This is a genomic window from Barnesiella sp. An22, assembly GCF_963931395.1.
Taxonomy (GTDB): domain Bacteria; phylum Bacteroidota; class Bacteroidia; order Bacteroidales; family Barnesiellaceae; genus Barnesiella; species Barnesiella merdigallinarum.
The window spans coordinates 1,426,362-1,453,128 of sequence record NZ_OZ007014.1; the positions used below are offsets into that span (position 1 = coordinate 1,426,362).

General features: G+C 51.5%; 18 protein-coding genes and 1 tRNA gene. 10 read left to right on the forward strand and 9 right to left on the reverse strand.

Annotated features, from left to right (window positions below):
• Positions 1 to 387 precede the first annotated feature (387 nt).
• The 5 genes from ABGT88_RS05790 to ABGT88_RS05810 all read left to right on the forward strand — a co-directional run bounded on the left by ABGT88_RS05790 (position 388) and on the right by ABGT88_RS05810 (position 7,403).
• Positions 388 to 606 (forward strand): hypothetical protein, encoded by a 219-nt coding sequence (locus ABGT88_RS05790; protein ID WP_346700945.1) that lies wholly within the window; start codon positions 388 to 390, stop codon positions 604 to 606.
• Positions 607 to 670: 64 nt separating this feature from the next.
• Entirely contained in the window at positions 671 to 904 is a 234-nt protein-coding gene (locus ABGT88_RS05795) for a hypothetical protein (RefSeq protein WP_346700946.1), read from the forward strand.
• A complete protein-coding gene (locus tag ABGT88_RS05800) occupies positions 897 to 1,151 on the forward strand; it encodes a hypothetical protein (RefSeq protein WP_346700948.1) in 255 nt (84 codons plus the stop codon). The genes ABGT88_RS05795 and ABGT88_RS05800 overlap by 8 nt, the downstream gene beginning before the upstream one ends.
• Positions 1,152 to 1,512: 361 nt before the next feature.
• The gene (locus tag ABGT88_RS05805) at positions 1,513 to 5,646 is read left to right on the forward strand and encodes a phage tail tape measure protein (RefSeq protein ID WP_346700950.1); all 4,134 of its coding nucleotides are present in this window, start codon (positions 1,513 to 1,515) and stop codon (positions 5,644 to 5,646) included.
• A complete protein-coding gene (locus tag ABGT88_RS05810) occupies positions 5,643 to 7,403 on the forward strand; it encodes a hypothetical protein (protein WP_346700953.1) in 1,761 nt (586 codons plus the stop codon). Before ABGT88_RS05805 ends, ABGT88_RS05810 begins: the two co-directional genes overlap by 4 nt.
• Here the strand turns inward: ABGT88_RS05810 and ABGT88_RS05815 are convergent.
• Positions 7,400 to 8,302: a tyrosine-type recombinase/integrase gene (locus ABGT88_RS05815; RefSeq protein ID WP_346700955.1), complete on the reverse strand. Its 903-nt coding sequence runs from the start codon at positions 8,300 to 8,302 to the stop codon at positions 7,400 to 7,402. The two genes, ABGT88_RS05810 and ABGT88_RS05815, sit on opposite strands and share 4 nt — an antisense overlap.
• 335 nt (positions 8,303 to 8,637) lie before the next feature.
• Between ABGT88_RS05815 and ABGT88_RS05820 the strand changes: the two genes are divergently transcribed.
• Entirely contained in the window at positions 8,638 to 8,979 is a 342-nt protein-coding gene (locus ABGT88_RS05820) for a hypothetical protein (RefSeq protein ID WP_346700957.1), read from the forward strand.
• 58 nt (positions 8,980 to 9,037) lie between these two features.
• A complete protein-coding gene (locus ABGT88_RS05825; protein WP_346702827.1) occupies positions 9,038 to 9,958 on the forward strand; it encodes a transposase in 921 nt (306 codons plus the stop codon).
• 224 nt (positions 9,959 to 10,182) lie between these two features.
• Here the strand turns inward: ABGT88_RS05825 and ABGT88_RS05830 are convergent.
• The 7 genes from ABGT88_RS05830 to ABGT88_RS05860 form a co-directional block, all read right to left on the reverse strand.
• Positions 10,183 to 10,255: transfer RNA gene (locus ABGT88_RS05830), tRNA-Glu, on the reverse strand.
• A gap of 120 nt (positions 10,256 to 10,375) precedes the next feature.
• A complete protein-coding gene (locus ABGT88_RS05835) occupies positions 10,376 to 11,737 on the reverse strand; it encodes a TrpB-like pyridoxal phosphate-dependent enzyme (protein WP_087407746.1) in 1,362 nt (453 codons plus the stop codon).
• A 248-nt stretch (positions 11,738 to 11,985) separates the two neighbouring features.
• The gene (locus tag ABGT88_RS05840) at positions 11,986 to 12,567 is read right to left on the reverse strand and encodes a superoxide dismutase (RefSeq protein WP_258327012.1); all 582 of its coding nucleotides are present in this window, start codon (positions 12,565 to 12,567) and stop codon (positions 11,986 to 11,988) included.
• 141 nt (positions 12,568 to 12,708) lie between these two features.
• Positions 12,709 to 13,683: a flotillin-like protein FloA gene (gene floA / locus ABGT88_RS05845; protein ID WP_298663128.1), complete on the reverse strand. Its 975-nt coding sequence runs from the start codon at positions 13,681 to 13,683 to the stop codon at positions 12,709 to 12,711.
• A 48-nt stretch (positions 13,684 to 13,731) separates the two neighbouring features.
• Entirely contained in the window at positions 13,732 to 14,202 is a 471-nt protein-coding gene (locus ABGT88_RS05850; RefSeq protein ID WP_289542945.1) for an NfeD family protein, read from the reverse strand.
• A 28-nt stretch (positions 14,203 to 14,230) separates the two neighbouring features.
• Positions 14,231 to 15,682, reverse strand: coding sequence for a tetratricopeptide repeat protein (locus tag ABGT88_RS05855; RefSeq protein ID WP_346700960.1), 1,452 nt, complete (start codon positions 15,680 to 15,682; stop codon positions 14,231 to 14,233).
• 187 nt (positions 15,683 to 15,869) lie between these two features.
• A complete protein-coding gene (locus ABGT88_RS05860; protein WP_158096828.1) occupies positions 15,870 to 16,358 on the reverse strand; it encodes a YcxB family protein in 489 nt (162 codons plus the stop codon).
• 302 nt (positions 16,359 to 16,660) lie between these two features.
• Between ABGT88_RS05860 and ABGT88_RS05865 the strand changes: the two genes are divergently transcribed.
• Complete coding sequence (locus tag ABGT88_RS05865; RefSeq protein WP_298663127.1) at positions 16,661 to 17,029, forward strand: DMT family protein; 369 nt, start codon at positions 16,661 to 16,663, stop codon at positions 17,027 to 17,029.
• 164 nt (positions 17,030 to 17,193) lie between these two features.
• On the opposite strand, the gene ABGT88_RS05870 is transcribed toward ABGT88_RS05865, so the two are convergent.
• The gene (locus tag ABGT88_RS05870) at positions 17,194 to 20,154 is read right to left on the reverse strand and encodes an AsmA-like C-terminal region-containing protein (RefSeq protein WP_346700963.1); all 2,961 of its coding nucleotides are present in this window, start codon (positions 20,152 to 20,154) and stop codon (positions 17,194 to 17,196) included.
• A 381-nt stretch (positions 20,155 to 20,535) separates the two neighbouring features.
• Here ABGT88_RS05870 and ABGT88_RS05875 point away from each other — a divergent pair, with 381 nt between their 5' ends.
• Together ABGT88_RS05875 and ABGT88_RS05880 are read left to right on the forward strand one after the other, a co-directional pair.
• On the forward strand, positions 20,536 to 21,576 hold the full coding sequence (locus tag ABGT88_RS05875) for an alcohol dehydrogenase (RefSeq protein WP_346700965.1): 1,041 nt from the start codon (positions 20,536 to 20,538) through the stop codon (positions 21,574 to 21,576).
• Positions 21,577 to 22,415: 839 nt separating this feature from the next.
• Positions 22,416 to 26,744, forward strand: coding sequence for a T9SS-dependent choice-of-anchor J family protein (locus ABGT88_RS05880; RefSeq protein WP_346700967.1), 4,329 nt, complete (start codon positions 22,416 to 22,418; stop codon positions 26,742 to 26,744).
• Positions 26,745 to 26,767 lie beyond the last annotated feature (23 nt).

The following is a 26,767-nucleotide window of genomic DNA, read 5'->3' on the forward strand; positions in this document are numbered from 1 at the left end:
ATGGTTTGTTTGGCGACACAGGAAATGGCGGCCGGTTCGGTAGTATAGAGTACGGCCCCGACCCCCGTGTGGAGCGTTAATGCGCCCACTGCCTGTTTCAGGTGGAAGTCAACGGGAAAGCGGGGCCGTTTTATTTTTTCCTTATTCCTTGTTCGTTTCAAAAAAATATCTCATCTTTGTAGTGTCTAGCATTTGATACAGGCGACGAGGTTCGCCAACTTTGCCGTTGGCATTTTTTATGCCCATGGCTGTACATATAGTTCCGTCCCGTGTGGAGCGTTAATGCGCCCACAGCCTGTATCAGGTGCTAGACAACGGGGAGCGGAACTTTTTTTGTTCCCTTCCCGTCATCATTCAACATATTGTTTCATTTAATTGTCTAGCAAAATGAAAAGAACAGTCGCATTGCCTGTGTCGCAGGCAAGGGAAGGGCGAAAAACATCGGCCCTCGAAAATTACCTAATCCGATTTTTTGAGCGGGAGCTCGAGGTCAAACTCACCCGCCGTGAAATGTGGCGAAGCGTCCGTTTCGTCGCTTCGTTGTTTATCTTGTTGCTCACCCTGGCCACCGGCGAGCCTTTGCTGGCTTGCCGGCGTTCGCACTAGCAGCCTACGCCTATCGGGGTGTGGCCGGTATTACGGCCCGGTTCTCGGAGAAAGGAGGTGAGCGATGAAAACCCATACGATTGAGTTTACTCACGACGACCTGATTGTTCGGATTACCCGCTACCCGGCCGAAGAGCCGGCGAAAGAACCGTCGGTAGAGATAGAGGTAGAATCTTCTGCTATCCCTCGCTCGCTCGTTTGGTTAGACCGGGAGTCCCAGGTGCCCGTATTCAAGGAGATGATCGAGGAATATATCGAAATGTTTCACCTAACGAAGGAAGGAGAGAATCATGAATAAGCAAGAGAAGGAGGTTTCGTTGCAGAACCTCGTAGAACAGTATTTACAGGAGTGGGTGCCGGCCGCCGCTCTCACCGACGAGGGGGCCGTCGTTCGTACCACCGACGATATTTTGCGCGACCTGGACGATATGGCCGATTTAGTGCCCAACGATGTTGCGATGACCATGCTCTCGCTCGGTTTCCGCTCGGCCTATTATCCTGATGGGCGACATGGTTGGGTGATGAAGCCTCAAAAATTTGTGTGATGGGCTTGCGAATGCCGAAAATTTTCACTATCTTCGAAGAAAAGGAGGAAATATGTCTATATTGATTGCCTTTGGATTTGTGCTCTTGTTCGTGATAATTATGGCTCTTGGAGCACTCACGGCGGTTAGCGTTATATTCTGGTACATATATTGGATTGTGGTGGCAGCTTTCGTGATAACGGCGATAGTTGCTCTTTGCACCCGTTTCATTCGTTTTATCAAAAGGAAACATCGTCACTCGTAAGTCGATTATCGGAATAGACTTTTTGTCGGAGCCTCGGGGAATCTTCCCCCGAGGCTCTTTTTGTGTCTTTTATTGGGTCGCCTGGAGTGCCCATATTCGTGAAAAATATGAACGAATATGAGCAATTATGAAACATCTGCCTCTATCGTTTTGGAGGTAAATGGCAAGAATGCAGAGGAGCGGTTGAAGGCTCTCCGGCAACGGGCCGAGGACCTCGAGAATGCACTGGCCAAGGCCCGCAACAGCGGCGACAAAATAGAGATGAACAAGCTACAGAAGGAGTTGAAGAAGGCAAACGCCGAAATTAGAGAGATGACCTCGTCGGTACAGCAGGCCGAGAGTGTCATGCGTCGACTTGACAGGGCCACCCCCAAGGAGTTGTCGAAAACCCTCTCCACTTTGCGTCGGCAGCTCAACAATATCGAGCGAGGGTCAGCCGCCTGGAATGCCCAGGTCGAAAAAATAAAACTGGTACAGCGGGAACTGAACTCGGTGAAAAGCTCCATGAGAGAGCAGGAGTCGCTGTGGACTCGGTTCTCGCAAAAGATGTTCGACTGGGGTAATGCCATTACCATGTCGATGGCAGCCATCTCCGGGTTGACTATGTCGGGAAGAAAAGCGGTCCAGAGCTATGCCGATATGGAGGGCGAGATGGCAAGCGTTCGTAAATTTACGGGCATGACCATGGACGAGGTAGAGAAACTGAACGAATCGTTCAAAACGATGGATACCCGCTCTTCTCGCGAACAGCTCAACAAACTGGCTCAAGAAGCCGGTAAATTGGGTATCACATCGCAGGACGCCGTTCTCGAATATGTGCGGGCAGCCGATGTGATTAACGTAGCTCTCGATGAGTTGGGAGAGGGGGCAACCCGGGATATCGGTAAGCTATCGTCGATTTATGGCGATGCGGACCGAATGGGTATGGGTAAAGCCATGCTGGCCGTGGGTGCTGCCATCAATGAAGTCTCGCAAAATTCTACCGCATCGGCCTCCTGTCTGGTCGATTTCGAGAACCGCATGGCCGGTGTAGGCAAGCAGGCCGATATGACAGTCTCCCAAATCATGGGGTATGCTTCGGTACTCGACCAGAATGCCCAGCAGGTTGAGATGTCGGCAACGGCATTACAGGGCGTAATTATGAAAATGTACAAGGAGCCGGAGAAGTTGGCCCGAATCGCTGGTATCAATATCCAGCAGTTCGCTCAGATGGTGAAAAACGATGCGAACGAGGCCCTGCTCTATTTTCTCGACACCCTGGGCCGGGCCGGTGGTATGCAGGCTTTGGCTCCCATGTTCGACGAAATGAAACTCGATGGAGCCCGTGCTGCCAGTGTGTTGTCGGTATTGGCTGGTAATATCGAATCGGTTCGGAGAGAGCAAAAACTGGCTCAGGAAGCCTTTGACGAAGGCACTTCGGCCATTACAGAGTTCAACGTCCAAAACAATACGGTGCAGGCGCAACTCGACAAAGCGAAGAAATCGTTCAATGAGATTTCGGTTACTCTTGGTAAGGACCTTCTCCCCGTCATGCGCTATGCGATTACCAGTTCTTCAGCTGCGTTGAGAGCCTTGAAAATGACGGTCGATTTTATGAAAGAGCATCGGACCTTGATAATTTCGCTGGCTGCCGGTTATGCCGGGTACACGGTGGCAGTCAAGGCCGGAACAGTAGCTCAAAAGCTGTGGAATGCCACCCAGAAAGTGGGAAATTCGATTGCGGCAACAGGGAAGAGTATCGTTTTATTGCTCAGATATTCATATTTTAGATTGGAGGGCCAAGTACGCAAAGCCGACGTCGTGATGAAAGCCTTCAACAGAACCACCAAGATGTCGCCTGTGGGGCTGTTGGTGGGTGTTTTGGCTGCCGGAGCAGGGGCTCTTTTGTCGTATCGGGAGCGCATGAAATCGGCCCGGGAAGAAGCCGCTGAAGCTGCCAAGGCAGAGCGAGAGTTTGAGCGCAGTATCTCCGATGTGTCGGAGGCCGCCGCTTCGGCATCGAAGGCGGAGCTGGCCCAGCTGAAAGCCCTCTACCAGGCAGCAGTCAATGAGGCTAATTCCAAGGACGAGAGAATCAAGGCCGCGAAGCGATTGCAGGCTATGTACCCCGACTATTTTGCCAAGATGTCAACCGAGCAGATTATGCTGGGGGAGGCAAAATCCAAATACGACGAACTAACCCAATCGATTCTCAAGAATGCCAAGGCGAAGGCGGCCGCCGACTTGATTAAAGAAAATTCGGAGGAGATAGTCAAGATTGAACAGTCTATGCCGGAGCTGGAGAAAAATGTTGCCGATACAGATGCCGCATACAAGCAGGCCGAACACCGAAGAAGCGAATACATCGACAAGAATACGATTCGCCCTTCGGAGATGGTCGGAGGTTCCGCCCAGGATCAGTCGGCCCTTTTGTCGAATCTTGTGACCATAGGAGTAGCTCCCAGTTCAGACAACGAGAAGGCCGCCGCCGATGCCGCCTGGAAAGCATACGCCGAGGCGAACAATCGGCTTGTTAAGCTCCAGGCTGCCAACAAAAGGCTGGCCGAAGAGTATGGAATTTCTTCTACCGCTGTATTTGCCAGTCAAGGGACAGATGGGGCTATTATCGGAACACCTGGTGGCTCAGCCGTAGGCACGGGCAGTGCAAAGAACAAGTTCCAGGCAGAGGACGACTGGCTGGCGCTCGAGCAGTCGAAAACTCTCGCCAGCTATGCCACGGGTCTCATCGATTACAACCAGTACAATGAGAAGAAGGCCGAACTCGACAAACAGTATCTGCTGAAAAAGTTGCAGAACACCGAAGCCACCGAGCAGGAGATTGCCGAAATCACCGGTGAATTGAACAAACTCACCGAGAAGGAGGTGACCCAGCGCAACAAGGCGCAGTTCGATGCGGCCAAGGAGGAGATAGAAGCCGAACGCCGCGAGCGCGAGGTGGCACTCACCGATAGCTACATGCGGGGGCAGGTTTCGGAGAAAACCTACCAGCAGATGAAATTCGAGTCGGAGATTGCCTATCTCAATCGGCTCAAAGAACTGTATGCCGAGGGGAGTCAGGAGCGCGCCGACATCGAGACCCAAATCACCGAGAAGTTGCAGGCCGATAAACTGGCGAAATTCAAAGAGACGCAGAACCGACAGAAGGCACTCTACGAGGAGTATTTCCAAGGGATATCGCTTATGTCGGCCGAAAAGCGCGAACAGCAGTACCGCCTGCAAATCGATGCTTTGGATACCTTGACGAAGAAGATGCTCGAGACGGCCGGCTCCGATGCCGCCAAGAAGCAGAAAATCATCGAGGCATCGGTCATCGCCGAAAAGGCCCTGAAAAAGCAGTATCTCGAAGAAACTACGGAGGAGAGTTTCAATGCCATGGAGAAGGCTAACGCCGAACTGGCCGAATGGTTGCAAAGCGATGGCGGAAGGGCTGTGACCGACTCTTTCGGTATGATCATGTCTGGAATGTCGGCCATCTTCTCGCAAATCTCCTCAATCGTTCAGTCGAATTTGGAGATGGAGACTGCAGCCATCGAGAACCGCTACGACAAGGAGATTTCGCTGGCAGAAGGAAATACCTACAAGGTCAAGAAGCTCGAGCAGGACAAAGAGAAAGAGATTGCCAAGGCCAAGAACGAGGCCAACCGCAAGATGTTTGCCATGCAGGTAATCCAGGCCATCGCACAAACGGCACAGAACGCCATCGCAGCCTATGGTTCGGCGGCCGCGATACCGCTTGTCGGGTATATCATGGCCCCTATTGCCGCCGGTTTGGCCGTAGCCGCCGGGGCTGTGCAGATAGCCGCAATCAAGAAGCAGCAGCAAGCCTCCGAGGCGCAAGGATATGCTGTCGGCGGTTTTACTCGCCCCGGTCCGGTGAACGAGCCGGCCGGTATCGTCCATGCCGGCGAGTGGGTCGCCAGCCAGAAACTGGTGACGTCGCCGGTAACCCGGCCCATCATCGATGCCCTCGAGTATGCACAGCGTACCAATACAATCGGCACGGTTCGTAGCTTCAGAACCACACCAATTGCAACTAACACCTCGGTGGGATTTTCTGATGGGAGCGTCCCCTACCACCAACTTGTCGCACTGATTGACTCATACAACGAGACCATCAAGCAACTGAACGACCGTCTCGACCAGCCGTTTGTCACGGTTAACACGGTTACCGGCGACCGAGGAATCAAGAAAGCTCAGGACGAATACGATCGTCTCATAAGGAACAAAACCCCTAAATCACGCCGAAAATGAAAATATTTGTAGATGGTAAAGAGGCTGTCTTGAAGAAAGGCACCTCCTTTGAATTTATCTCTGAGAATCGGTTATTCTCAGGTGCTGATGAGTACACGTTGTCTATTACATTCCCAATAATCGACTGCCCTCAGAACCGGGCGATATTCGGGCATTTGTATCGGAAAGATGTCGATATTGAAAAAGTGAACTTTTCCTGTGAACTGCGGGATACCAATTTCTATAAAATGGGGGTTCTCGCTATTGTCGAGGTGTCGCAGTCTGAAATCAAGGGACAATTCCTTGAAGGCATGAGCGCCCAAAACTTCATCGGCGATTTCGACGAAATATACATCAATGAACTCGACTTGGGCGAATTTGAGTATGTGATTATGAGTAATACACCTCCAGAATGGCTTTGGCGAAGCATCGACCGCATGACAAAGTATATAGCTTTGCCCTGGGTCAACAACTATTCGGGGAATATACAGAATGAGGTCGTATATGAAAATGGCTCCTATAAATGGCACCCGGACACCAAGGGGGTGTCGTTCCAGCCGTATTTACTGTTTATCGCAAAACAAATTTGCGAGACCCTGGGGTATAGCTATGATTTCGGGGAATGGGAAAGATCGAAATATCGTCATCTCATTGTTTGCAATTCGCTTCCGTATGCCTGGGATATGCCCCAAATAGCCAAAGCCCTTCCTCACTGGACCGTAACCGAGTTCTTTGAACATTTGGAGAACTTCCTGTCTGCATTTATCGACATTGACCATAGGGGTAAGACTGTGACACTCCATTTCATCTCTAAAGATGCGGATTTTAATGCCTGGATAACCCTTAACGATGTTTCCGATGATTTTACAGTAGAGGTTAGCTCCGAGGGTGAATCTTCATACAGATGTGAATCAACCTTGAGATATTCCGATTGTGACCATGAAATGTGGAAATTCTACTCGTGCCCCTGGTTGATTGAAGGACATGATGAGATGATTGTACGTTATAACACAATGGACGAGTTAATTGCGGACAATCAGAATCTGAAGCAGAGTGTAGTCGCCAGTTACCTCCCAGACTCAAAATTGAACAAAATTTTATACGCAGCGAATCTGGGTACCTATTTCGTTTTTAGAGCTTTGCGGATTATTCCTGGAGGCTATCACGACCCAGTTTCTGGGACTGATTACGATTTGGCAATCAATATCCTACAGCCGGTGAATCAGTTCGGTGAGCGTTCTGGGAAAAATGAGGAGGGAAACAGTATCGAGATAGGGATTGTGCCCGCCTGGATAGATGACACCGAGACGAGCAAAGGACAGTGCATATTCCTGGATCTCAACTTTGACGATGGAGACTCAGAGGCAGGGAACAATTCTGTATATCGCCCAATAGAGATGCTCGAAGCGGGTGAGGACGAAAAGAGCGCGGGCTATTTTTCCCAACTTTTTGTCGCATTCTGGGACGGCACGAACTATTTTAACGGGCTGCTCCCCAGGCCAATCATCGACAAAATATCTACAAATGAGGACTGGACTTATGTTGAGACAGACTATAGTATACGACTAAATAGAGCAGCTGGCGACATTACCTATTTCGACACTCCAATCGACAGCTGTAAAAAATACAATTTCCAGTTTTTGGCGAACAAGATTCCGCCTGTTAGGGGGTTGTTTTTCATTCAAGGAAAGTCATACATCTGTGAAAAAATCACGGCCACATTCACAGAATACGGCATGTCACAGCTCTTGAAGGGAACGTTCTATCGAACCGACTAAAGAGCCCCATCGAGGTCTACGATGTGCTTGTCGGCCTTCTTCCTCCGCTGGGTGTAGATGTCGGTAACGGCCAGCGAGCTGTGTCTGGCTTGGTCTCTCACCGAGATGTTGCTGAGATTCTTCTCCAGCATCTCGGTGATTCCTGTATCCTTAAGCGAATAGAAGGTGTAGTCGTCGTCGAGCTTCAACTCCTTTTTCAGGCGCGACCACCTGATGGTAATGAGCCGACGGTCTATTTGCACACTGCCAGGGAGGAGTTCATTCGAGAAAAGGTAGAAGTGCGGCGGGTTGTTGAACACACCCAAGTCGAGCATGAGCAATATCACCTTTTTGGGTAGGGTTACCGTTTGGGTTCTCCTGTTTTTGCTGTCCTCAGCGGGTATGGTGAGAGTACAATCCTTCAGATTGAAGTATTGCAGCTTCAACCTTGTCTGCTCGATAGGGCGCACACAACAATAGTAGAGCAGGTAGCATGCCAGCAGGAAGTGTTTGTCGTGGCGAAGCAGGTGCTCGCCTATCTGCCGGACGATAGCCGGTGGAATGACCTTCCTCCGCTTCTCAATGAGGTTGCGCTTGTATGGCTTAACCCCTTTCGCCGGGTTTTCGTTCATCAACCCCTTCTCTACGCAGAATGTGCAAAATGCCTTAATGAAAACCAGGCAGTTGTTACGGTATAGCGGAGAATTACCGAGTGTGAGGTGAATGTAGTCGAGGAAGTCGTTGCAGAATAGTCTGTCGAGTTGATAGAGGTATGTGATGGGCACATCTCGGCTTTCGTTATAGCCGACCAGTTTTCGGATCATCGATTCGTGGCTGATATAAGTCTCTTTCCGGAAGATGCCATCTTTGTACATCTGGTTGTTGTTCTCCACATATCGTTTGACTGCATCTTCAAACAAAAAGTTTGTTTTAGTAACTATATCCACCCAGGGGTTCCACCCGCGTATAAGTTGTTGATAGAGGCGGACAATGAGCCCGGCGGCATATTCTCTGCGCTGTTTTGTGGTGGCCAACCTACCCACCTTTATGCGTTTCCGACGCATGGTTTTTCGGACGGGGTCGAAGGCATAAAATTCGACATACCACACCGGTTTATTTTCGCGAAGCCTTGGGTAGGTGAAACTGATAATCTTGTCTATTGGGGAGTTTTGCGGGAGATTATGGATCAACGTAAAAACCTGAGGAGTAAACCGTATAAAATCGTATCTTTGCGAACAATGAATCAGCAACAGATATGGAAAGCAACGGCTATCGTCTCCTTCTTCCCGAAGGGACATTGGATTATTTTATCATCTCGGATGTAAAGGAAAGCAGTACGGAAATAGTAATATATCTGGAAGAGAAAAACGAAGTCCCTGAAGAACATTCAAAAATGAAAGTGGAAAGCAAGGGATTTTATGATCCTGTAGTGGTTCAGGACTTTCCGGTTCGTGGCAAGAAACTTTTCCTGAATATCCGCCGGCGCAGATGGATTGTGAAGGAAGATGGCCGTTATGTAAGCCGCAACTGGAAGCTGGTTGCAGAAGGGAGCCGTATGACGCAAGAATTTGCGTCTTTTTTAAAAGAACTATATTGATACACTTCCGGTAAGCTGCAAGCTTTTGGGATTCCTCTTCGGCGTGGACGGAGATCTTCTGGAGCGTCAGTACCGCAACCACTTGAGCGGTTACAAGAGCTGGGACCAGCTCCCCCATGCCGAAAAATGGATTCTTTTCGAGAAGAATATCGGTCCGTATGTGGGAATTGATGAGGTCAACCTTTCACAGGGAGAACTCTACACAATCCTGATAAACAAGGAGAGAAGAGGAGGATTGGGAAGTATCATTGCCATCATAAAGGGTACCGATGTAAGGATCGTCACATCCGTCCTGCTGAAGCTCTCCAGACGCAGGCGGTTTCAGGTCAGGGAGATAACCCTCGATATGGCTCCGAACATGGAGCAGACGGCACGAATCTGCTTCCCTGCCGCACGCCGTGTCACAGACCGCTTCCATGTCCAGAAACTGGCTTATGAAGAGGTTCAGGAAATGAGAGTGAAGGCACGCTGGGAAGCCTTGGATGAGGAATCCATACAGATGGCACATGCCAAAGCTTGCGGGAAAATCTATCATGCTCCGGTATTCGAGAACGGGGATTCGAGAAAGCAGCTGCTGGCAAGAAGCATCTATCTTCTCTATAAGAAGGAATCTTTATGGACCGAATCACAGCGTGTACGAGCCAAAATCCTCTTCAGAGAATATCCCGAGATAAAGAAGGCCTACTATCTTTCCATGAGACTCGGGCTGATATATCACCAGTGTAAGCATAAGGATACCGCATTGACAAGACTTGCCAGATGGTATGACGAGGTGGACAAATCGGGCTTCCTGGCTTTTGGCAGAGTGGCAAGATCCATACAGACACATTATCTGGAAATCATTAACTTCTTTGAGAGGCGTTCCACAAACGCGGCTTCTGAATCCTTCAATGCCAAAATAAAGAGCTTCCGTTCGCAGTTCAGAGGAGTAAAGGATAAGGCGTTCTTCTTGTTCAGACTAGCTAAAATTTATGCTTAATCTTATGAATCCCTCAGGTTTTTACGTTGATCCGAGATTATCGTTGTTAAAATCAATCCGCGCGGGAAGGATATTTTTAAGCATTTTTTTATTTAACGAATCGCAGGTGACTCGCTAAACAAGGGGCGTATTTGACGCGGTTCTGTCTCGTATTTGTCCCGTTTTGGGATAGAAAAAAACTCAAAAGTCTAATTGATAGGCTTTTGAGTTTTCGTTTCTTGTTGTAGCGATTCCGGGAATCGAACCCGAGTCTCAACCGTGAGAGGGTTGCGTGCTAGGCCACTACACTAAACCGCCGGCTTGCTTTCTTTCGGAAAGGCGATGCAAATATAGGCGGTATTTTTGAACTGACCAAATTTTTGGACGAAAAAAATCAATTATTTTTTCGAATATTTTTCCCGGAGTTTTTTTGCATGGTTAAATAATCTTGTCTAACTCATTGATATTCTTCTTGATTTCATCTTCGGAGAGGCTGTAGTTCCTGAGGTCGCCGGCCAGGTATTGGTCATAGGCGGCCATGTCGATGAGTCCGTGCCCCGAGAGGTTGAAGAGGATGCACCGTTTTTTACCCTCGGCTTTGGCCTGGAGCGCTTCCTTGATGGTTGCGGCGATGGCATGGGCCGACTCGGGGGCCGGAATGATGCCTTCGCTCTGGGCAAAGAGGGTTGCCGCCTTGAAGGTGTCGAGCTGGTCGATGTCGACGGCTTCGAGGTATCCGTCTTTCTTGAGCTGACTGACGATGGTCCCGGCCCCGTGGTAGCGCAGTCCGCCGGCGTGGATATGGGCCGGTGCGAAGTTGTGCCCCAGGGTGTACATGGGGAGCAGTGGGGTGTAGCCGGCCTCGTCGCCGAAGTCGTATTGGAATACGCCTTTGGTCAGCTTGGGACACGAGGCGGGTTCGGCAGCCACGAGGCGGATCTCCTTGCCTTCGCGCAGCTTGTGGCGCAGAAAGGGGTAGGCGATGCCCGAGAAGTTGGACCCTCCGCCAAAACAGGCGACGATGACGTCGGGGTATTCGCCGGCCATCTCCATCTGTTTTTCGGCTTCGAGGCCGATGACGGTCTGGTGCAGCGACACGTGGTTGAGCACACTGCCCAGGGTGTATTTGCAGTTGGGGGTGCTCAGGGCAAGCTCTATCGCCTCGGATATGGCCGTGCCCAGGCTTCCCTGGTAGTTGGGGTGCTCGGTGAGAATCTTGCGTCCGGCTTTGGTCGACATGCTGGGCGATGCGATTACCTGGGCACCGAAGGTCTGCATGATGGAGCGGCGGTAGGGCTTCTGATGGTAGCTCACCTTGACCATATAGACGGCCAGCTCGAGACCGAAGGCTTTGGCGGCGAGCGAGAGGGCGGCCCCCCATTGCCCGGCACCGGTTTCGGTGGTGATGTTGGTCACACCTTGTTGTTTGCAGTAGTAGGCCTGGGGAATGGCCGAGTTGAGTTTATGCGAGCCTACGGGACTTACACTCTCGTTCTTGAAATAGATATGAGCCGGCGTGTCGAGTGCCTTCTCGAGACCCAGAGCTCGCACCAGCGGGGTGGGGCGCCATATCTTGTACATGTCGCGCACGGGCTCGGGTATCTCTATCCAAGCATCGGTGGCGTTCAGCTCTTGTTTACACAACTCTTCGGCAAAGATGGGGTAGAGGTCTTCGACGGCGAGCGGTTGTTTGGTGGCCGGGTTCAGCGGGCTCATGGGCTTGTGTGGCATGTCGGCGACAATGTTGTACCAAGCCTGCGGAATCTCTTTCTCAGAGAGAATAAATTTTTTAGTGGCCATAGGCATGTGATGTTTGTAATTAAAAATGTAAATAAAGATGCAATTATTGCATCTGAATGATAGCAAATATAGGGAAAATTTATCATCTGTATGCAAAATAGATAAAAATATATCTATTTGTATTTCGATTTAATTCTTTTTAAAGCAAAAAGAGACGCTGCTCACGCAGCATCTCTTCTTTAGAATTCATCACATTATGCTTATTTTAAAGTGCTAGATAGAGTTACGCTCACGCGCGACTATGCGAATTATTCGTTGTATCTCGACTCGACAACCGACCAGTCTACGATTTCCCACAAGCGGTGCAGGTGTTCGGCTCGTCTGTTGCGGTAGTCGATATAGTAGGCATGTTCCCACACGTCGAATGTCAGCAACGGTGTGTGCCCCTTGGTCAGCGGGGAACCTGCATTGTTCTCTTTGCTGATTATCAGTTTCCCTTGCGGGTCTTTCGATAACCATACCCAGCCCGACCCGAAAAGGGTCACGCCGGCCTGTTCAAACTCTTTCTGGAAATTTTCCAGGCTTCCCCACTGTTGTTCTATGGCTTCGGCCAACTTCCCTTGCGGTGCTCTTCGACCGTTGGGCGAGAAGGAGAAGAAATAGAATATGTGGTTCCACGCTTGTGAGGCGTTGTTGAACAGGGCGCCTTCGGCTTCTCGAATAATCTGCTCGAGCGGCATGTCGGAATAGGGCGTGCCTTCGATCATTTTATTCACGTTGTCGATATAGGTTTGTTCGTGCTTGCCGTAGTGGTATTCGATGGTTTCCTGGCTGATAACCGGGGCCAAATCGCTGGGACCATAGGGCAGTGGCGGTAGTTGAAACATCATAATCATTGTTTATTTTGTTTTCCTATATAACAACTTTGTCGTCAAAAAGGTTTCAAATATACGAATATTTTTTCTTTCCAATTGCTTTTGTGACCGATAATCTTCTTTTGACGACGAAATATCGGCTTTTGGGGCCCGAAATTACTTCTCGGGCTTGGCCGTTGGCTTGGCTATGGCTTCGCGCATGGCAGTGTCGGCTTCGACATTTTTCATGCGGTAGTAGTCCATAATGCCCAGGTTTCCCGAGCGGAAGGCTTCGGCCATGGCCTTGGGCACTTCGGCTTCGGCTTCGATTACTTTGGCGCGGGCCTCTTGAGCCTTGGCCTTCATCTCCTGTTCGAGGGCGATGGCCATGGCGCGGCGTTCCTCGGCCTTGGCTTGTGCGATGTTCTTGTCGGCCTGGGCCTGGTCCATTTGCAGGGTAGCCCCGATGTTTTTGCCTATGTCGATGTCGGCAATATCGATCGAGAGAATCTCAAAGGCCGTACCCGAGTCGAGTCCCTTTTTCAATACCAGTTTCGAGATGGAGTCGGGGTTCTCGAGCACCTGCTTGTGCGACTCGGACGAACCGATGGACGAGACGATGCCTTCGCCTACGCGGGCCAGTACGGTGTCTTCGCCGGCACCGCCCACCAGTTGCCTGATGTTGGCGCGTACCGTCACGCGGGCCTTGGCTATCAACTGTATACCGTCCTTGGCTACGGCGGTAACCGGCGGGGTGTCGATTACCTTGGGGTTTACCGACATTTGTACCGCCTCGAATACGTCGCGGCCGGCCAGGTCGATGGCTGTTGCCATCTGGAATCCCAGGTCGATATTGGCTTTCGAGGCCGATACGAGGGCGTGAACCACGCGCTCTACGTGACCGCCGGCCAGATAGTGGGCTTCGAGTTCGTCGCGGGTGATGTTTTTGAGGCCGGCTTTGTGGGCCTCGATCATGCCCCGCACGATGATTTGAGGCGGAACCTTACGGATACGCATCAGGAAGAGTTGTATGAGTGAGATTCTCACCCCCGACACTTGCGCCGAAATCCATAGCAGGAAGGGCACGAAATAGAAGAATATGGCGAGTATTACGATAATACCGAACGCCAGTAATAGTCCGATTGCTACCATTATCTTGATTGTTTGTTGGTTATTTTTTTTCTTTAGTTGAAATAGGGGTTATTCGGCTTTGCTTACAATCACTACGTTGGAGTCGATGCGGGTGATGCGCACCGGGGTCTCCTCGTCGATCAGCTCGTTTTCGGCCTGGGCCTCGAGGGTGTGCGAGCCTACCTTGATCGTGCCCATGGGGTTCAACCGGCTCAGGGTGATACCCTCGTCGCCCACCTGGATGTCGGGCGATACTTGCGAGGGGACGACCGAGTCGATTTCGGTGTGCAGGGCTACCTTGTCGAAACTGCGTGACCGCATGAATCCGATAAGGGTCGCAATGGTGGCTATGGCCGCAATGAGCAGGGTGATGACGGCCCCGTTCGACCCGTATATCGTGTAGGCATAGTAGATGCCGCCTCCGTAGAAGACGAGCGAGCAGATGCCGGCGATGGTGATGCCGGGGAGGAAAAATATCTCCAGCACAGCCAGTGTGAGGGCTATTGCTATCAGCAGGGCGATGGCCAGAATGTCGAACATAGCTGTAAGTATTTAGTTGATTTCGAGGTTAACGTCGTTTTTGCAGGGCGTCGAGCTCGGCTTTGCGAGCCTGGTTTTCATACTCCCCGGGTTGGGGATAGAGCGAGAGCAACTGCGACTCGAGCGACCCGATTTCGGCCGAGAGCCGTTGGCGGGTAGTCCCTTGCGATTGGGTATATTGGGGCCGCAGTTCGGCCACTTTCGATTCCAGTTGAGCAATGTGTTTGCGTGCCTCGTTGGCCTTGATATAGAGATTGCGTGCCTCGGCACTGGTAAACTGGTCGAGCGAGGTGTAGTGTACTCCGTTGCAGATGGCAAAAACGAAGTCGGGACGCTTCACCACTTGCGCCTCCTGAATGTCGTTCAACTGCTGCAACAGGTCGGTATAGTCGGCACCTTCGGGCCACGAGTCGCGGATGGAGCGGATGAGGGCCAGCGATTTGATGTCGGTCTTGATTTCGTCGAGGTTGTAGGTCTGTTTGCTCGAGTTGGGGATAAACAGATAGATGGTCACCTTGCCCGGTATCTGCTCCCGGTCCGAGACAAACCAGCCGATGTTGAGCATCTCGTCTACGGCCATCATGTAGTCGTTGTAGATCGAGTTGAAGGGCATGCCCACGTTTTCGGGTTTCAGGTAGGTGTTGTTTTCGAGGTTCAGCCGGGTGATGAAGATGTCGTATCCGCCTATCGAGCCCTCGCCGTTCGAGGCGTAGTAGAGGGTCACCCCGTCGTTCAGGAAGAAGGGGTAGGCCTCGTTGCGGGTTGTGTTGACCCCCTCGGGCAGCGGTGTGATGCGGCTCCAGCGGCCGTCGGTGAGTTTGTTCATCGCGCACAGTTCATACCCTTTGCCCTCGACCGGCATCCCGAAGAATACCTTGTCGCCCCGTTGCGGCATGTAGCCGATGGTGCTGTCGGGGATAGCGACGTCCAGTGTCTCGGCTGTACCTATTCGCCCCGATTCGGGGGTCATCTTGAAATGCTCGAAAAACGAGTCGGCATCGACGATGAGGCTATCGATAACCTGCACCTGCTCTACATGGTTGAGCATCAGCTTGGCCTTGCGGGCCCGGGCAATCGCTTCGGTCACCGAGTCGGGTACCTGCTTCTTGTTCTTCTCCAGTGCATCGATATAGTCTTGATAGCTGGCTGCGGCATCGTCGAAACGATATTGGGCCATATATACGTCGCCCAGGAAGTGGGGCGACTCCAGCACTTTGCGTTTGACGCCCACCTTCAGGTACTTTTCGGCTTCGGCATATTTCTTTTCGTGGAAGAGACACACCCCGTACCAGTGATTCAGCGACCCGTCGTTGGGGCGGCGTTTCAGTTGGGCTTTGAATACGGGGGCCGCTTCGGCATACTTCCCGGCCTTGTACAGTTCGCGGGCCTGGTCGAGGGTCAGGGCCTCGGCCGGAGCCATGGTGACAAGGGCGAAAATTGCCGCCAGCGAATATGGAAAGATAGATTTGAATAGCTTCATGTGCAAAAAAATTGTACTTCTGGATAGCCGGCTCGGGCAGCAGACTCGTTGTTGCTTCTTCCCCTTTCGGTTTAGCCCTGGTTGAGCTGCATCCTATATTCGTGAAAGGCGAAAGCAGAACAAGGGAAACGCAAGGTTTCACAATTGGACTCTGCTGAGCCGTATCTTATATTCTACAAATATACAATTATTTTCGGTTCCTGAAGGCCGGCTCGAGAATTTTTTTCAGAAAATATTCCAAATCGTCGGGCGACTCGAACGAATCGCAGGGCAGAATGAAGAATACATATTTCGACAGGTAGAAAATCAGGTCGCTCGACGAGTGCTGTACGTCGGTCACCCGACTCCAGGCGATGGTCTCGGTGCGGTCATCCTCGAACCGGCAGGTGATGCCCCGCTCGTCCAGCTCCACCTGCTTTGTCAGAATCGAGGCCCGGCAATCGGGGTGCAAGGCATAGACAAACCACAAGTAGTAGAGAATCAAGGGGAAAACAAGAAATACCACCATGAGCCCCACGTAGATAAAGAGCGGGTTGTGAACCGACAGCATCACGAGCAACACCACAATCAGCGCCAGCCAGGCCCAGTTGCGGTAGAGCCAGGTGCGCAGCAGTCGCCCGAAGTAGTGCATGGGCGATACCTTGCAGGGTTGGGTAACGATAGTCTTCTCTGCCATAGTCGTGCTGTCTGGTTTACAAAGATGGCGCATTTTTGCCATTCGACCGGGAGATTAACTTTTTTTATCAAATAAGCAGTGGATTGTATCGCCTCTGAATTTGTCTCGTTGAGACCGGGTGGGGCGATTCTCGACCGGCGTTCTGGCCGGATGGTCGGGCATAGCGCCGGGTTCACGATGAGGGATAGAGCAGGGTGTGCCGTGTGAATGCGCTGCGCGATGAGCTTCTTGTCACGATTCGCTTTGTTTCTCATTTTTAATGCGTATCTTTGCCCCCGATTTTTGAAAAAGAAGAAAAAGATATGCAGGGTTTATATTCGATAGGGTTACTTATCATATCCAACATTTTTATGACGCTGGCCTGGTATGGCCACCTGAAGTTGCAAGAGATGAAGGTCATCAGCAACTGGCCGCTCTACGGGGTCATTCTGCTCAGTTGGGGTATTGCCCTGCTGGAGTATTGCTGTCAGGTTCCGGCCAACCGGTTGGGATTCCGCGAGAACGGCGGTCCCTTCAGCCTCATGCAGTTGAAGGTGATACAAGAGGTGATTACGCTCATTATCTTCACCATCTTCTCGGTGGTCTTCTTCAAGGGCGAGTCGCTGCACTGGAACCACATAGCCGCTTTCGGTTGCCTGGTTCTGGCCGTCTACTTCGTATTTATGAAATGATTTTGCTCCCTGCGCACCCGGCCGGGTCGCAGGGATTTTTGTATCCTGTCGGGTAGAGTCCGACAGCGATTACCCCCGACCGTTGCAAGTCGTAGACTTGTGGCTGCCGGGGGTAATGGTATAGGGGTATTGGTGGGGGCGGGCGGTGTGCCGGTCTTTTGCGGCTACCTTCGCATCACCCGCCTGAAATCGCGCACAATCTGCTCGCCCATCTTTACGATGGTACTGTCGACCTTGTGTATCTCGACGGGGGTAACGGCATCCTTGTACTTGGCTTTGCCCATGCCGAACTTCATCTTGTCGAGGTTGCCCGAGATATTCAATCCCAGTTTGAAGGGGATGGGCGACTTGAGTATGGATATGTGGTAGTTGAAGTTCATGTCCAGGTCTTGCGTGCCGCCCACGGCAGCCCGGTAGCGGTCCATCTCGATGACGAAGGGGTAGACGGTCACGTTGCCGTCGGCCACGCTGATGTTGACCGAGATGCTGTCGATGAGGTTGCGCTCCTTGTTCTTGAAGAGGAATTTCTTCGAAATCTCGGCAAAGGTCTCGCCGTCGAGCAGCACGAGGCTGTCGCCCTCGACATGGATGGCCGACCGCAGGGTGGGTATCTTGAGGTTGAGGCAGGAGTCGAGAGCCGACTCGGCCGACACGTTGAACTCGACGGTACCCTGGAACGACCGCAGCATGGGCACGATGGTGTCGAGCGAGGGAATGAAGTCGACCAACTTGCCGATGTTGATGTTGTGCAGCTTGAAGTCGAAACCGGCATAGCCCGACTGGGGCTCGCGGGCCTGGTAGATGAGGGTGGTGTTCATGGTGGCACCCAATCCCTCCATGCCGAGCTCCTTGAGGTGGATGGCCTGGTTGCGCACATCTACGGCGCCGTGTACGTTGGTAAAGACCATTTTGCCGTAGCGCACCCGCTTCAGGTTGGTCTGCAGCTCAAAGTCGATGTTCTTGGGGATGACAAAGAGTTTGAGCGGGGTCGAGGTGGTGTCGGTTTCGGTCTCGATCTGTGTCGTGTCCTGCGGGAACGAGATGGCTCGGATCAGTTGGTTGCAGTTCAGGTTTCTCGAGGTGAGGCTCAGGTTGGCCTTCAGCATCTTGTTGCGGCGCATGGCGGCATAGAGGTTGTGGATAGAGCCCGATGCCGTGAGGTCCGACCGTCCTATGCGCATGGTGGCGTTGTGCAGGGTGATGGTGCGGTTGCCCACCGATACGGCCGTCTTCTGTACCCGTATGGGAAGCGACGACATGGGGGTGCGCACAAACAGACGGTTGAATCCCACCGTGCCCTGCGGTATCCATATCGAGTCTTTTACCTGTTTGGCTTTCAGCCGGATGCCGGCTTTATCCATGCCCAGCCGGTTGTCGCCCAGGCGGCAGAACAGGGTGTCGGCCTCGAGTGTGAGCTGTACCTGGGGTTGGGTAGGTTTGTTCTCGGCCGGTTGCAGATGAACGGTCGCATTCGTTTTGCCGCAGAAGAGGAGCAGCGAGTCACTCATCGAAGCCTTCAGTTTGTTGGCATTTACCTGGCATCGTACCGTGGCGATGCGGGTGGTATCTTGCGGGTTGGTCGTTTTGATGGAGGCCGACAGCTGTTCGACGGTCGAGTTGAGTTGCGGCGAGTGCAGCACGATGTTCTTGATTTGGGCCTGTGCTCCCAGTACGTCGTTGCCGAAGAAGCGGAGCGAGGCGTCGCTCGTGAATTCGAAGTCCTTGTTCTTGTCGCGAAGGGCCAGGCGGGTCATGTTCAGTTTGCCCAATGCCTTGATGCGCCCCAGGTCTTTCTTCTTGATCGACGACAGGCGGCAGCGCAGGCGCAGGTCGGCATCGACGTTCCCCTCGATCGATACCCCCTCTTGCAGGGGGAAGGTCTGAGCCAGGGCCGTCAGGTCGATGGTCGACTGGGTATTGAGCGTGATGTCGGGGTCGCCCAGCAGGTCGGTCACTTTGGCATCGGCCAGGATGTCGGTGTGGGCCCCTTTGAAGTGGAATATCTTCAGGTCGAGGTAGGAGGGTTTCTGCTTCGAGAGATCGACCTGTCCGAAGAAGTCGGCCTTAAACTCGTCGATACCGTAGGGCAAGCGGGCATATTTGGCCGAGGCTTTGTCTATCAATACCTTGAGGGTAATCATGGGCATTCGGTCTTTGCCGTACAGTCCCTTCACGATACCGTTGAGGGTCACGTCGCCTTGTGCCGAGACCTCCTCCTTCTTGACCACGCTCTCGGGAATCATGTGCAAGACCCGCTCCAGCGAGGGGGCATGCAGGCCATACTGCAGGTCTATGTCCAGCGCTTTGGCCACGGTGTCGCGGCGTACCGACCCCTTCAGGTCGAGTTCCACGCCGTTGACATCGAGCAGGGCGTCGTGCAAGGCGATGGTGCGCTGGGCCCGGTTGAACTCTATTTCGGTCTTCAGCCGCGAGGCTATGCGGTGAGCCAGCAGTTCACCATCCTGCCAGAAGAAGATGTTCTTGTTGTCGAAGTCGAGCGCCAGCATCGAGTGGCCCCGCTTCAGGTGGGCGCTCAGTTTGAGGTTGGCATCCCACAGGTTGGCAAAGACCCGGGTCTCGCGGTCGTCGTAGGTGACGGTGGCATGGCGCACGACGATACGCCGTATGTCTATCTCGCTGGCAATCGGTCCGGTCGAGGTGGTATCGGTCTCGGCCACCGTGTCGGAGGCCACAATATCCCAGTTGGCCACGCCATCCTTCCCTTTGTAGGCATAGAGGTTGATGCTGTCGAGGCGCAGCCGGTTGAGGCTGATTTTCTTGGCCCGCAGATAGTCGGCCACATCGACCACGACTATCGCCCGTTTGAAGGTGAGCAGCGAGTCGGTGCGTTGCCACAACGAGTCGCGTATCGATTTCGACACCAGCGAGCCGTCGGTGAGTTTCACCCCGAATCGCGGGAAGGTCGAGAAGAAGGTCAGCTCCACGCTCTTCATGTCGAGTTTGGCGTTCAGGTTCTGGTTGGCGACCTTCAGCACGACGGGAGTCAGCTTTTCGGGCGTGAATACGAAATTGATGGCCACGGCGATGACGGCTGTCACCAGTACCACAATCGACACCAGCGTGATGCCGGTAATCTTGAGTATTTTTTTTGTTCGATGTCTCATATCGGTTTTGTCTTTACTGCCTGTTATACGATAAGAAAAGGAGAGAGCCGGGATAAACAGAACACACGACTTTCTTTTTCTTCGGACTTCGTCGAGCTTCTCTTGTCTTCTACAAAGATAGCAAAAGGTGAATGCGGAGGCAAATGAAACCCAAGGTTTTCAAATCTGACTCTGCCCAAACGACACTTGTCTTATTCAAAGATACACAAAATCTCAAATAGGTTTACCTCTTTTGCTCTCTCCTTTTACTATATTTGTTCCACGAATACAGGAGTCGGCTCGGCATAGCCAAACTCGGGAACGTGGTTCCCGGTTGTCTCTACACTCGCCTTTGCCTGTATTTGTATAAAAATCGAAGAAAGAGAAAGGAGAATATACACCATGTTAGCCTATACCTATGTCGAGCGCGGCAAGTTCGAGCTGCGCGAAAAACCGTTGCCTCAACTTATCGACCCGCGCGATGCCCTTGTGCGGGTAACCCTTGGCAGTATCTGTACCAGCGACCTGCATATCAAGCACGGCAGTGTGCCGCGGGCCGTGCCGGGAATCACCGTGGGGCACGAGATGGTTGGTGTTGTCGAGCAGGTGGGCCCGGCTGTTACTACGGTTGCTCCCGGCGACCGGGTGGTGGTGAATGTCGAGACCTTTTGCGGCGAGTGTTTCTTCTGCCAACATGGCTATGTGAACAACTGCACCGACCCGCAGGGCGGCTGGGCACTGGGCTGTCGCATCGACGGCGGCCAGGCCGAATATGTGCGGGTGCCCTATGCCGATTGCGGCCTCACGTCCATCCCGGCCGGGGTGAGCGACGAGCAGGCCCTCTTCGTGGGCGATATTCTGGCTACCGGTTTCTGGGCCACGCGCATCTCCGAGGTTTCGCCCGACGATACGGTGCTCATTATCGGGGCCGGTCCTACGGGCATCTGTACCCTGTTGTGTACCTTGCTGAAGCATCCGTGCCGGGTAATCGTGTGTGAGAAGTCGCCCGAGCGTCAGCGCTTCGTGCGCGAGCATTACCCGCAGGTGCTGGTGACTGCACCCGACGGGTGTGTCGACTTTGTGCGGGCACACAGCGACCACGGTGGTGCCGATGTGGTGCTCGAGGTTGCCGGTGGCGACGACACCTTCCGCCTGGCGTGGGAGAGTGCGCGCCCCAATGCGATAGTCACTGTCGTGGCCCTCTACGACAAGCCCCAGGTGTTGCCGCTGCCCGACATGTATGGCAAGAATCTGACTTTCAAGACCGGCGGGGTAGATGGTTGCGATTGTGCCGAGATATTGCGCCTGATTGCCGAGGGGCAGATCGATACCACGCCGCTGATTACCCACCGCTTCCCGCTGAACCGCATCGACGAAGCCTACCGCCTGTTCGAGAGCAAAGCCGACGGAGTAATCAAGGTAGCTATCGAGAGTCGCCGGTAGGAGGTAGGGGGTACCGGTTTCGGGGAAAACCTCCATATAGGTATAATATAATAATGTGTAGAGCGTATGGGCATACGCTTTTGGGGGAGTTGTTTCTCTTCTGCAGCGGCGAATGCAAGAGCCGGTTCAAGTGCTTGTAGCGGGGTTGAAAAGATTGTTCGCCGAAGCTCTGTCTGGACCTGAAGGGTTGACTCTGAGTCTATTGTCATGCACAGAGAATCAAAAGCCTCTTGGAAAAATGTGACCGTAGAGCAAAAAACGAAAGCAGAATATTATCTTTTTTTTGAGTTTCGTTGTAAAATTAGTAGACTTAATAGCTTATTTTTGTAATAATGTTATATCTTTGCATGGATTTCTATAAAAATGGCGGCAAGATGCAGTGGTATAATGATGACATCGAGCAGGAGAGACGTAATGAAAAAAGTGCACACCAGTTTCATAGAAAGAGAGTCGCGGCATTAGCGGGTCGTGATGGGCAGGTGTGTGCATCGGTGTATAGTGTAGCAGTAGGTATTCTTGTTTCCTGTTGAAGGTTTGGTTATTTTTCGTGCATTCGTCGAGGGGGAGTTTGGTTGTAAAAGCGAAATTCTTCCAAGGTGTGCAAGGTGCGAGAGACTTAATGAATATAGACATTTATAGAAGAGACAAATAGCATATCGTAGAGTGTGTAGTGTGTAGAGCGTATCCTTATAAATATGAAAAGAGGAGATTCTAAATTTGCAAAATAGTGAATATAATTTCAATATGCATGAAAGTGAATCGCTTTTATGAATATTGAGATATTCAATATTTTTAATTTTTATAACTTGCGAATACAATATAACTTAATAACAGTTGATATGAGAAAACTAATACTTGTAGTGTTTACATTTATTCTCCTTGCGGGGGTAAATGTCGGTAAAGCGCAGACCGCGTTGCCGTATTCGATTAATTTTGGCGATAGCCAGGAAGGCTGGACGGCGGTCGATAACAGTACCTCGCCGGGTACCACCTGGGGATATAATGCCCGGTGGGCCTATATTGGAGGTACCTATTATGGCAGTGTCATGATGATGATGGATTATGCGTCGGAGTGTAACGACTATTATGTGTCGCCCGGGTTTACGCTCGAAGCTGGTAAGGTATACACGATTGAGAGCAATGCCTGTATGGAATTTAACGGGAACGGCAGCAACCTTTCTATCGGTTATGCGAGCTCGGCCAGCGATATGAGCACGTTCGTAAAATTGAGCGATATTACCCTCGATGGTACTTCGCAGTATCCCGCAGCCCAAAAAACTCCGTTCGAGGCACCTTCGAGCGGAACTTTCTATTTTGCATTTCACAACACGAGCCCGCAGTACAACAGCTCATGTTTCCTTTTTGAGTTCAAATTGTATGAGGGCGATGACTCGGGCGAGACTCCCGAAGAGGTTGTCGTAGAAGTGCCTTACAGCATCGACTTTTTAAATAATTCTGAAAATTGGACATCGGCCGACAATAACGATGACGGTCAGACTTGGACTCCATGGAGCGACTTCGGCGTTATGCTCGGTATGGGATCGCACGATGACGATTTTTTCTCGCCGCAGGTAACTCTCGAGGGTGGTGTAACTTATAAGATTACAACCAATATTGCGATAGACGGTGCTCCCAAGGATTACGATGTCGTTACCCTTACACAAGGTACCGATAAGGCTCAAATGCAGCCCATCAAACAGCTTGACTTTGACCAAATAGGAGAAAACATAGAGGAAATTATCTTTACCCCGACATCGAGTGGCAACTACTATTTCTCGTTCCATAACACATCGACTACGGGTGGAAATACTCTGATGATACAATCGTTTGCCATAGATAAATATGTAGAGGTAATGCCCGAGGAGAACGAAATTTATTCGACCCGGTTTGACGAGAGCGAGCCTCTTAATGGCTGGACTGTCATCGATAGCAACACCGATAATGTGAAATGGGCCATGGAAGAAGGTTATGCCGGTCCTGCATATAATGGCAACATGGCCATAGGCGAAGCCAACGACTGGCTCATCACGCCGGCCTTGAATATGGTTGCCGGCAACGACTACGTGATTCGTTACACCCTCTCGCAAGCCGGTGCATTCGATGCCGACGAGGTTGTTATCAAATGGGGTACTACTCCTACGGCCGCAGGCATGACCAACAGCCTCACGACCGAAAGCATCAATTTGGGCAGCGGGTCGGTAGACAAAGTGATTCGTTTGACTTGCAGCCAGTCGGGCAATGTGTATATAGGTTTCAACCTGACGACGGCCAATCCCAACGGTATCATTTCGTTGGATAAGATTTCGGTATCGCAAACCTCGAAAGCCAAGCCCCAACCGGTAGACGGTTTGAGAGTTTCTTCCAATCATAAAGAGCAAACGGTAACCTTGAACTGGACCAACCCCGCGTTCGATGTCACCGAAGCTCCTATTATCGAAACTCTCGATATCACGATTTATGAAAACGGTGTTAAGGTGGCTACCTTGGAAGACCGCGCTGTCGGTGAAAAAGATACCTACACCTATTCTCCTGCCAAATTTGGCGGTATGGCTCTGTATCGTGTCGTAGCTTCGATTAACGACATAGAATCGTTGCCTGTCGAAGCAAGCATCAACCTCGACGATATCAATGGCGAGGCAATTCTGTTGCAGGATATACCTTTGGATACGGCCGACGATTTTGCAAAATGGGTTATCGAAAATAAGGACGGCGGTGGCACGTGGAACTATTCGGCCTCGGCTATCACCATTCCTACGACCAGCTCGGGCGACCACAACGACTGGGCCATTACCCCGGGTGTACAACTCGAACCGGGCAAGCGTTATGTCGTTAAATTCGATGTAGCTACAAGTGAAGCGTTTGCAGGCAACCTCCAAGTATGGTTGGGCGATGCTCAAAACGCCGATAACATGGATACCGAGCTTCTGTCGCTCAACAACATTTACTACAACGGGTTCGTAAGCACGAGCACGCCGCAGTTCAGTGTAGAGACCGCCGGTACCTATTATATAGGTTTCCAAGCCGGTAATATAGAAAACGGTATGCGTGTGAGAAATGTAAACGTATGCTACATTCAAGAGTATCAAGAGGCACCGGTGATGGAGCTTCCCTATTTCGAGAATTTCGACAAAAATACCGAAATACCCACCGGTTGGAGAGTAGAACGCAGCAGCGATGAGCTTGGTTTCTATGTGCGCAATGTCTCTCAGGCTGCTACGATTTATATGAACGCCTATTCGCGGCCCAATGCCTTGATGGTTAAGGGCAATGCTCCCGAGGCACGGGAAGAGGTGGCCTATACGCCCAAGTTCTCGTTCGAACCGGGTAATGTCTACACGGTTAGCTTCCAGTTCAATATGTTCCAGTTGAGCGGGAAAGCCAATAATTCTATTGCCATTTACAAAGCTACGGATCAAAATCAAGAGAGCATCGTGGGCGAGCCCGTCTTCGAGGTGAATAGTCAGACCGGCATGACCAGCTGGGAAGAAAAGAGCTTCGACCTTACCGTCGATGAGGCTGCCGAGTATTGCTTCGTAATCAAAGTCACGAGCGATGGTGCCAGCGATGTCGATATTAAGATTGACGATTTTGCCGTAGACCAAATCGTTGAGATTGAACCTGTGAAGCCGGCAGCTGTCATGAATGCCCGGGCTATGGTCATCAGCTCCAATCAAAGCATAATCTTCAGCTGGAATCACCCCCTTGTCGATGTCGACGGCGAAACGATACAAAAGGGTTCTGTCATAAAGACTCAAATTTATGACGGCACCGAACTCATTGCCGAGCCTACGGTGGTTATGCCCGACGCAAGTACGGTCGATGCCGAAACGGGTATCCCCATGTCGTTTACCTATACTTATGCCGACTTTGATAAATTCACAGGCCAAAAGATTTATAAATTTGTGCCTTGCATCGATACCGAGGCCGGCCCTGCCACGACTGCCGTGGTTTCGCTCAGCAGCTTCACCTTCGGCTACCTGAAAGAACAAATCCAAATCTTCGACTTTGTCGAGGGCGATAACGGCTGGACCGCTGTCGACAATGACAACGACAGCAAGACTTGGGCTGCCGAGGGTGGCCAGATGGTAACCACCGGCAAAGACGAGTGGCTCATCTCGCCCGAACTTACTTTGAAGCCGGGCAAATCGTACTATGTATTGTGCGAGTTTATGACCGATGTCGACCAATATGCCGATGTTACTTTCACCCGCGGTAACGGTTCGAGTGTGAAAGATCAGACCGAGGTAATTTACAGCTTCGACAATGTCATATTGAGCAACTATGCCTTGATGGAAGTCGGTGGTACTTTCCTCCCCGAGGACGAAAGCAACTATTTCGGTATCCATGTCGAGAGCGAAAACGGTTCGAAGGTTCAGGTGAAGAGCTTCAAGGTATACCGCCTGATGACCAAGGACGAGCCGGTAGAACTCCCCTATGAAGAGGATTTCGAAAACCGCACGGATGTCGACGATACGAATTTCACCAACAAGTGGGGTTGCCGCACCTCGAGCTCTGCTCTCTTCCGGGTAACTACCATGCCCGAAAATACCGTGGCTGCTCACTCGGGCGAATATGCTGTTGTCGCCAACGAGTACACTTTGGGTGCAAGAGACGAGCTTCTGTATACGCCTTATTTCTCGCTCGAAGCGGGTAAGACCTACGAAATCTCCTACTACTTGTATATGCCCGGCAATGGCGAGAACATCACCGGCGCCCAAGTAGAGGTGGCCTATACGCAAGAAGATAGCGGTATCGAGCTGCCGGTAATCCAAACCATTCTCGAGCCGGTAACCGAGTGGACCAAGTTCTCGGTGAAATACACTCCGGATTACACCATGGAGTACTGCCTCTATTTCAGGTTTGCTGCTGTTACGGCAAATGCCGGTATCATTGCTATCGACGATTTCAAAATCGAAGAAGCAGATGGCATGGGCATCGACGAACTTGTTGAAAACAGCAACATGTACTATGCTCAATCGACTGCCATGCTGTATGTTCCCGAAAATGTAGAAAGTGTTTCGGTATTCAACATGCAAGGCCAGTTGGTAATGAATGCCGACAATGCCGACGGCATGATTGCCTTGAACGGTCTCAATCGCGGTGCCTATATCGTGAAAGCTGTAACCGGCGAAGGCAATACTCTCACGCTGAAAGTGATTAAGAAATAAAACCCATCAACAATGGCACTGCT

What these genes read in the sequence shown, in the direction of transcription:
- ABGT88_RS05790 (WP_346700945.1), top strand. Translation starts at nt 388, where the DNA reads ATGAAAAGAACAGTCGCATTGCCTGTGTCGCAGGCAAGGGAAGGGCGA.
- ABGT88_RS05795 (WP_346700946.1), top strand. Translation starts at nt 671, where the DNA reads ATGAAAACCCATACGATTGAGTTTACTCACGACGACCTGATTGTTCGG.
- ABGT88_RS05800 (WP_346700948.1), top strand. Translation starts at nt 897, where the DNA reads ATGAATAAGCAAGAGAAGGAGGTTTCGTTGCAGAACCTCGTAGAACAG.
- ABGT88_RS05805 (WP_346700950.1), top strand. Translation starts at nt 1,513, where the DNA reads ATGAGCAATTATGAAACATCTGCCTCTATCGTTTTGGAGGTAAATGGC.
- ABGT88_RS05810 (WP_346700953.1), top strand. Translation starts at nt 5,643, where the DNA reads ATGAAAATATTTGTAGATGGTAAAGAGGCTGTCTTGAAGAAAGGCACC.
- ABGT88_RS05820 (WP_346700957.1), top strand. Translation starts at nt 8,638, where the DNA reads ATGGAAAGCAACGGCTATCGTCTCCTTCTTCCCGAAGGGACATTGGAT.
- ABGT88_RS05835 (WP_087407746.1), bottom strand. Translation starts at nt 11,737, where the DNA reads ATGGCCACTAAAAAATTTATTCTCTCTGAGAAAGAGATTCCGCAGGCT.
- ABGT88_RS05840 (WP_258327012.1), bottom strand. Translation starts at nt 12,567, where the DNA reads ATGATGTTTCAACTACCGCCACTGCCCTATGGTCCCAGCGATTTGGCC.
- floA (WP_298663128.1), bottom strand. Translation starts at nt 13,683, where the DNA reads ATGGTAGCAATCGGACTATTACTGGCGTTCGGTATTATCGTAATACTC.
- ABGT88_RS05850 (WP_289542945.1), bottom strand. Translation starts at nt 14,202, where the DNA reads ATGTTCGACATTCTGGCCATCGCCCTGCTGATAGCAATAGCCCTCACA.
- ABGT88_RS05855 (WP_346700960.1), bottom strand. Translation starts at nt 15,682, where the DNA reads ATGAAGCTATTCAAATCTATCTTTCCATATTCGCTGGCGGCAATTTTC.
- ABGT88_RS05860 (WP_158096828.1), bottom strand. Translation starts at nt 16,358, where the DNA reads ATGGCAGAGAAGACTATCGTTACCCAACCCTGCAAGGTATCGCCCATG.
- ABGT88_RS05865 (WP_298663127.1), top strand. Translation starts at nt 16,661, where the DNA reads ATGCAGGGTTTATATTCGATAGGGTTACTTATCATATCCAACATTTTT.
- ABGT88_RS05870 (WP_346700963.1), bottom strand. Translation starts at nt 20,154, where the DNA reads ATGAGACATCGAACAAAAAAAATACTCAAGATTACCGGCATCACGCTG.
- ABGT88_RS05875 (WP_346700965.1), top strand. Translation starts at nt 20,536, where the DNA reads ATGTTAGCCTATACCTATGTCGAGCGCGGCAAGTTCGAGCTGCGCGAA.
- ABGT88_RS05880 (WP_346700967.1), top strand. Translation starts at nt 22,416, where the DNA reads ATGAGAAAACTAATACTTGTAGTGTTTACATTTATTCTCCTTGCGGGG.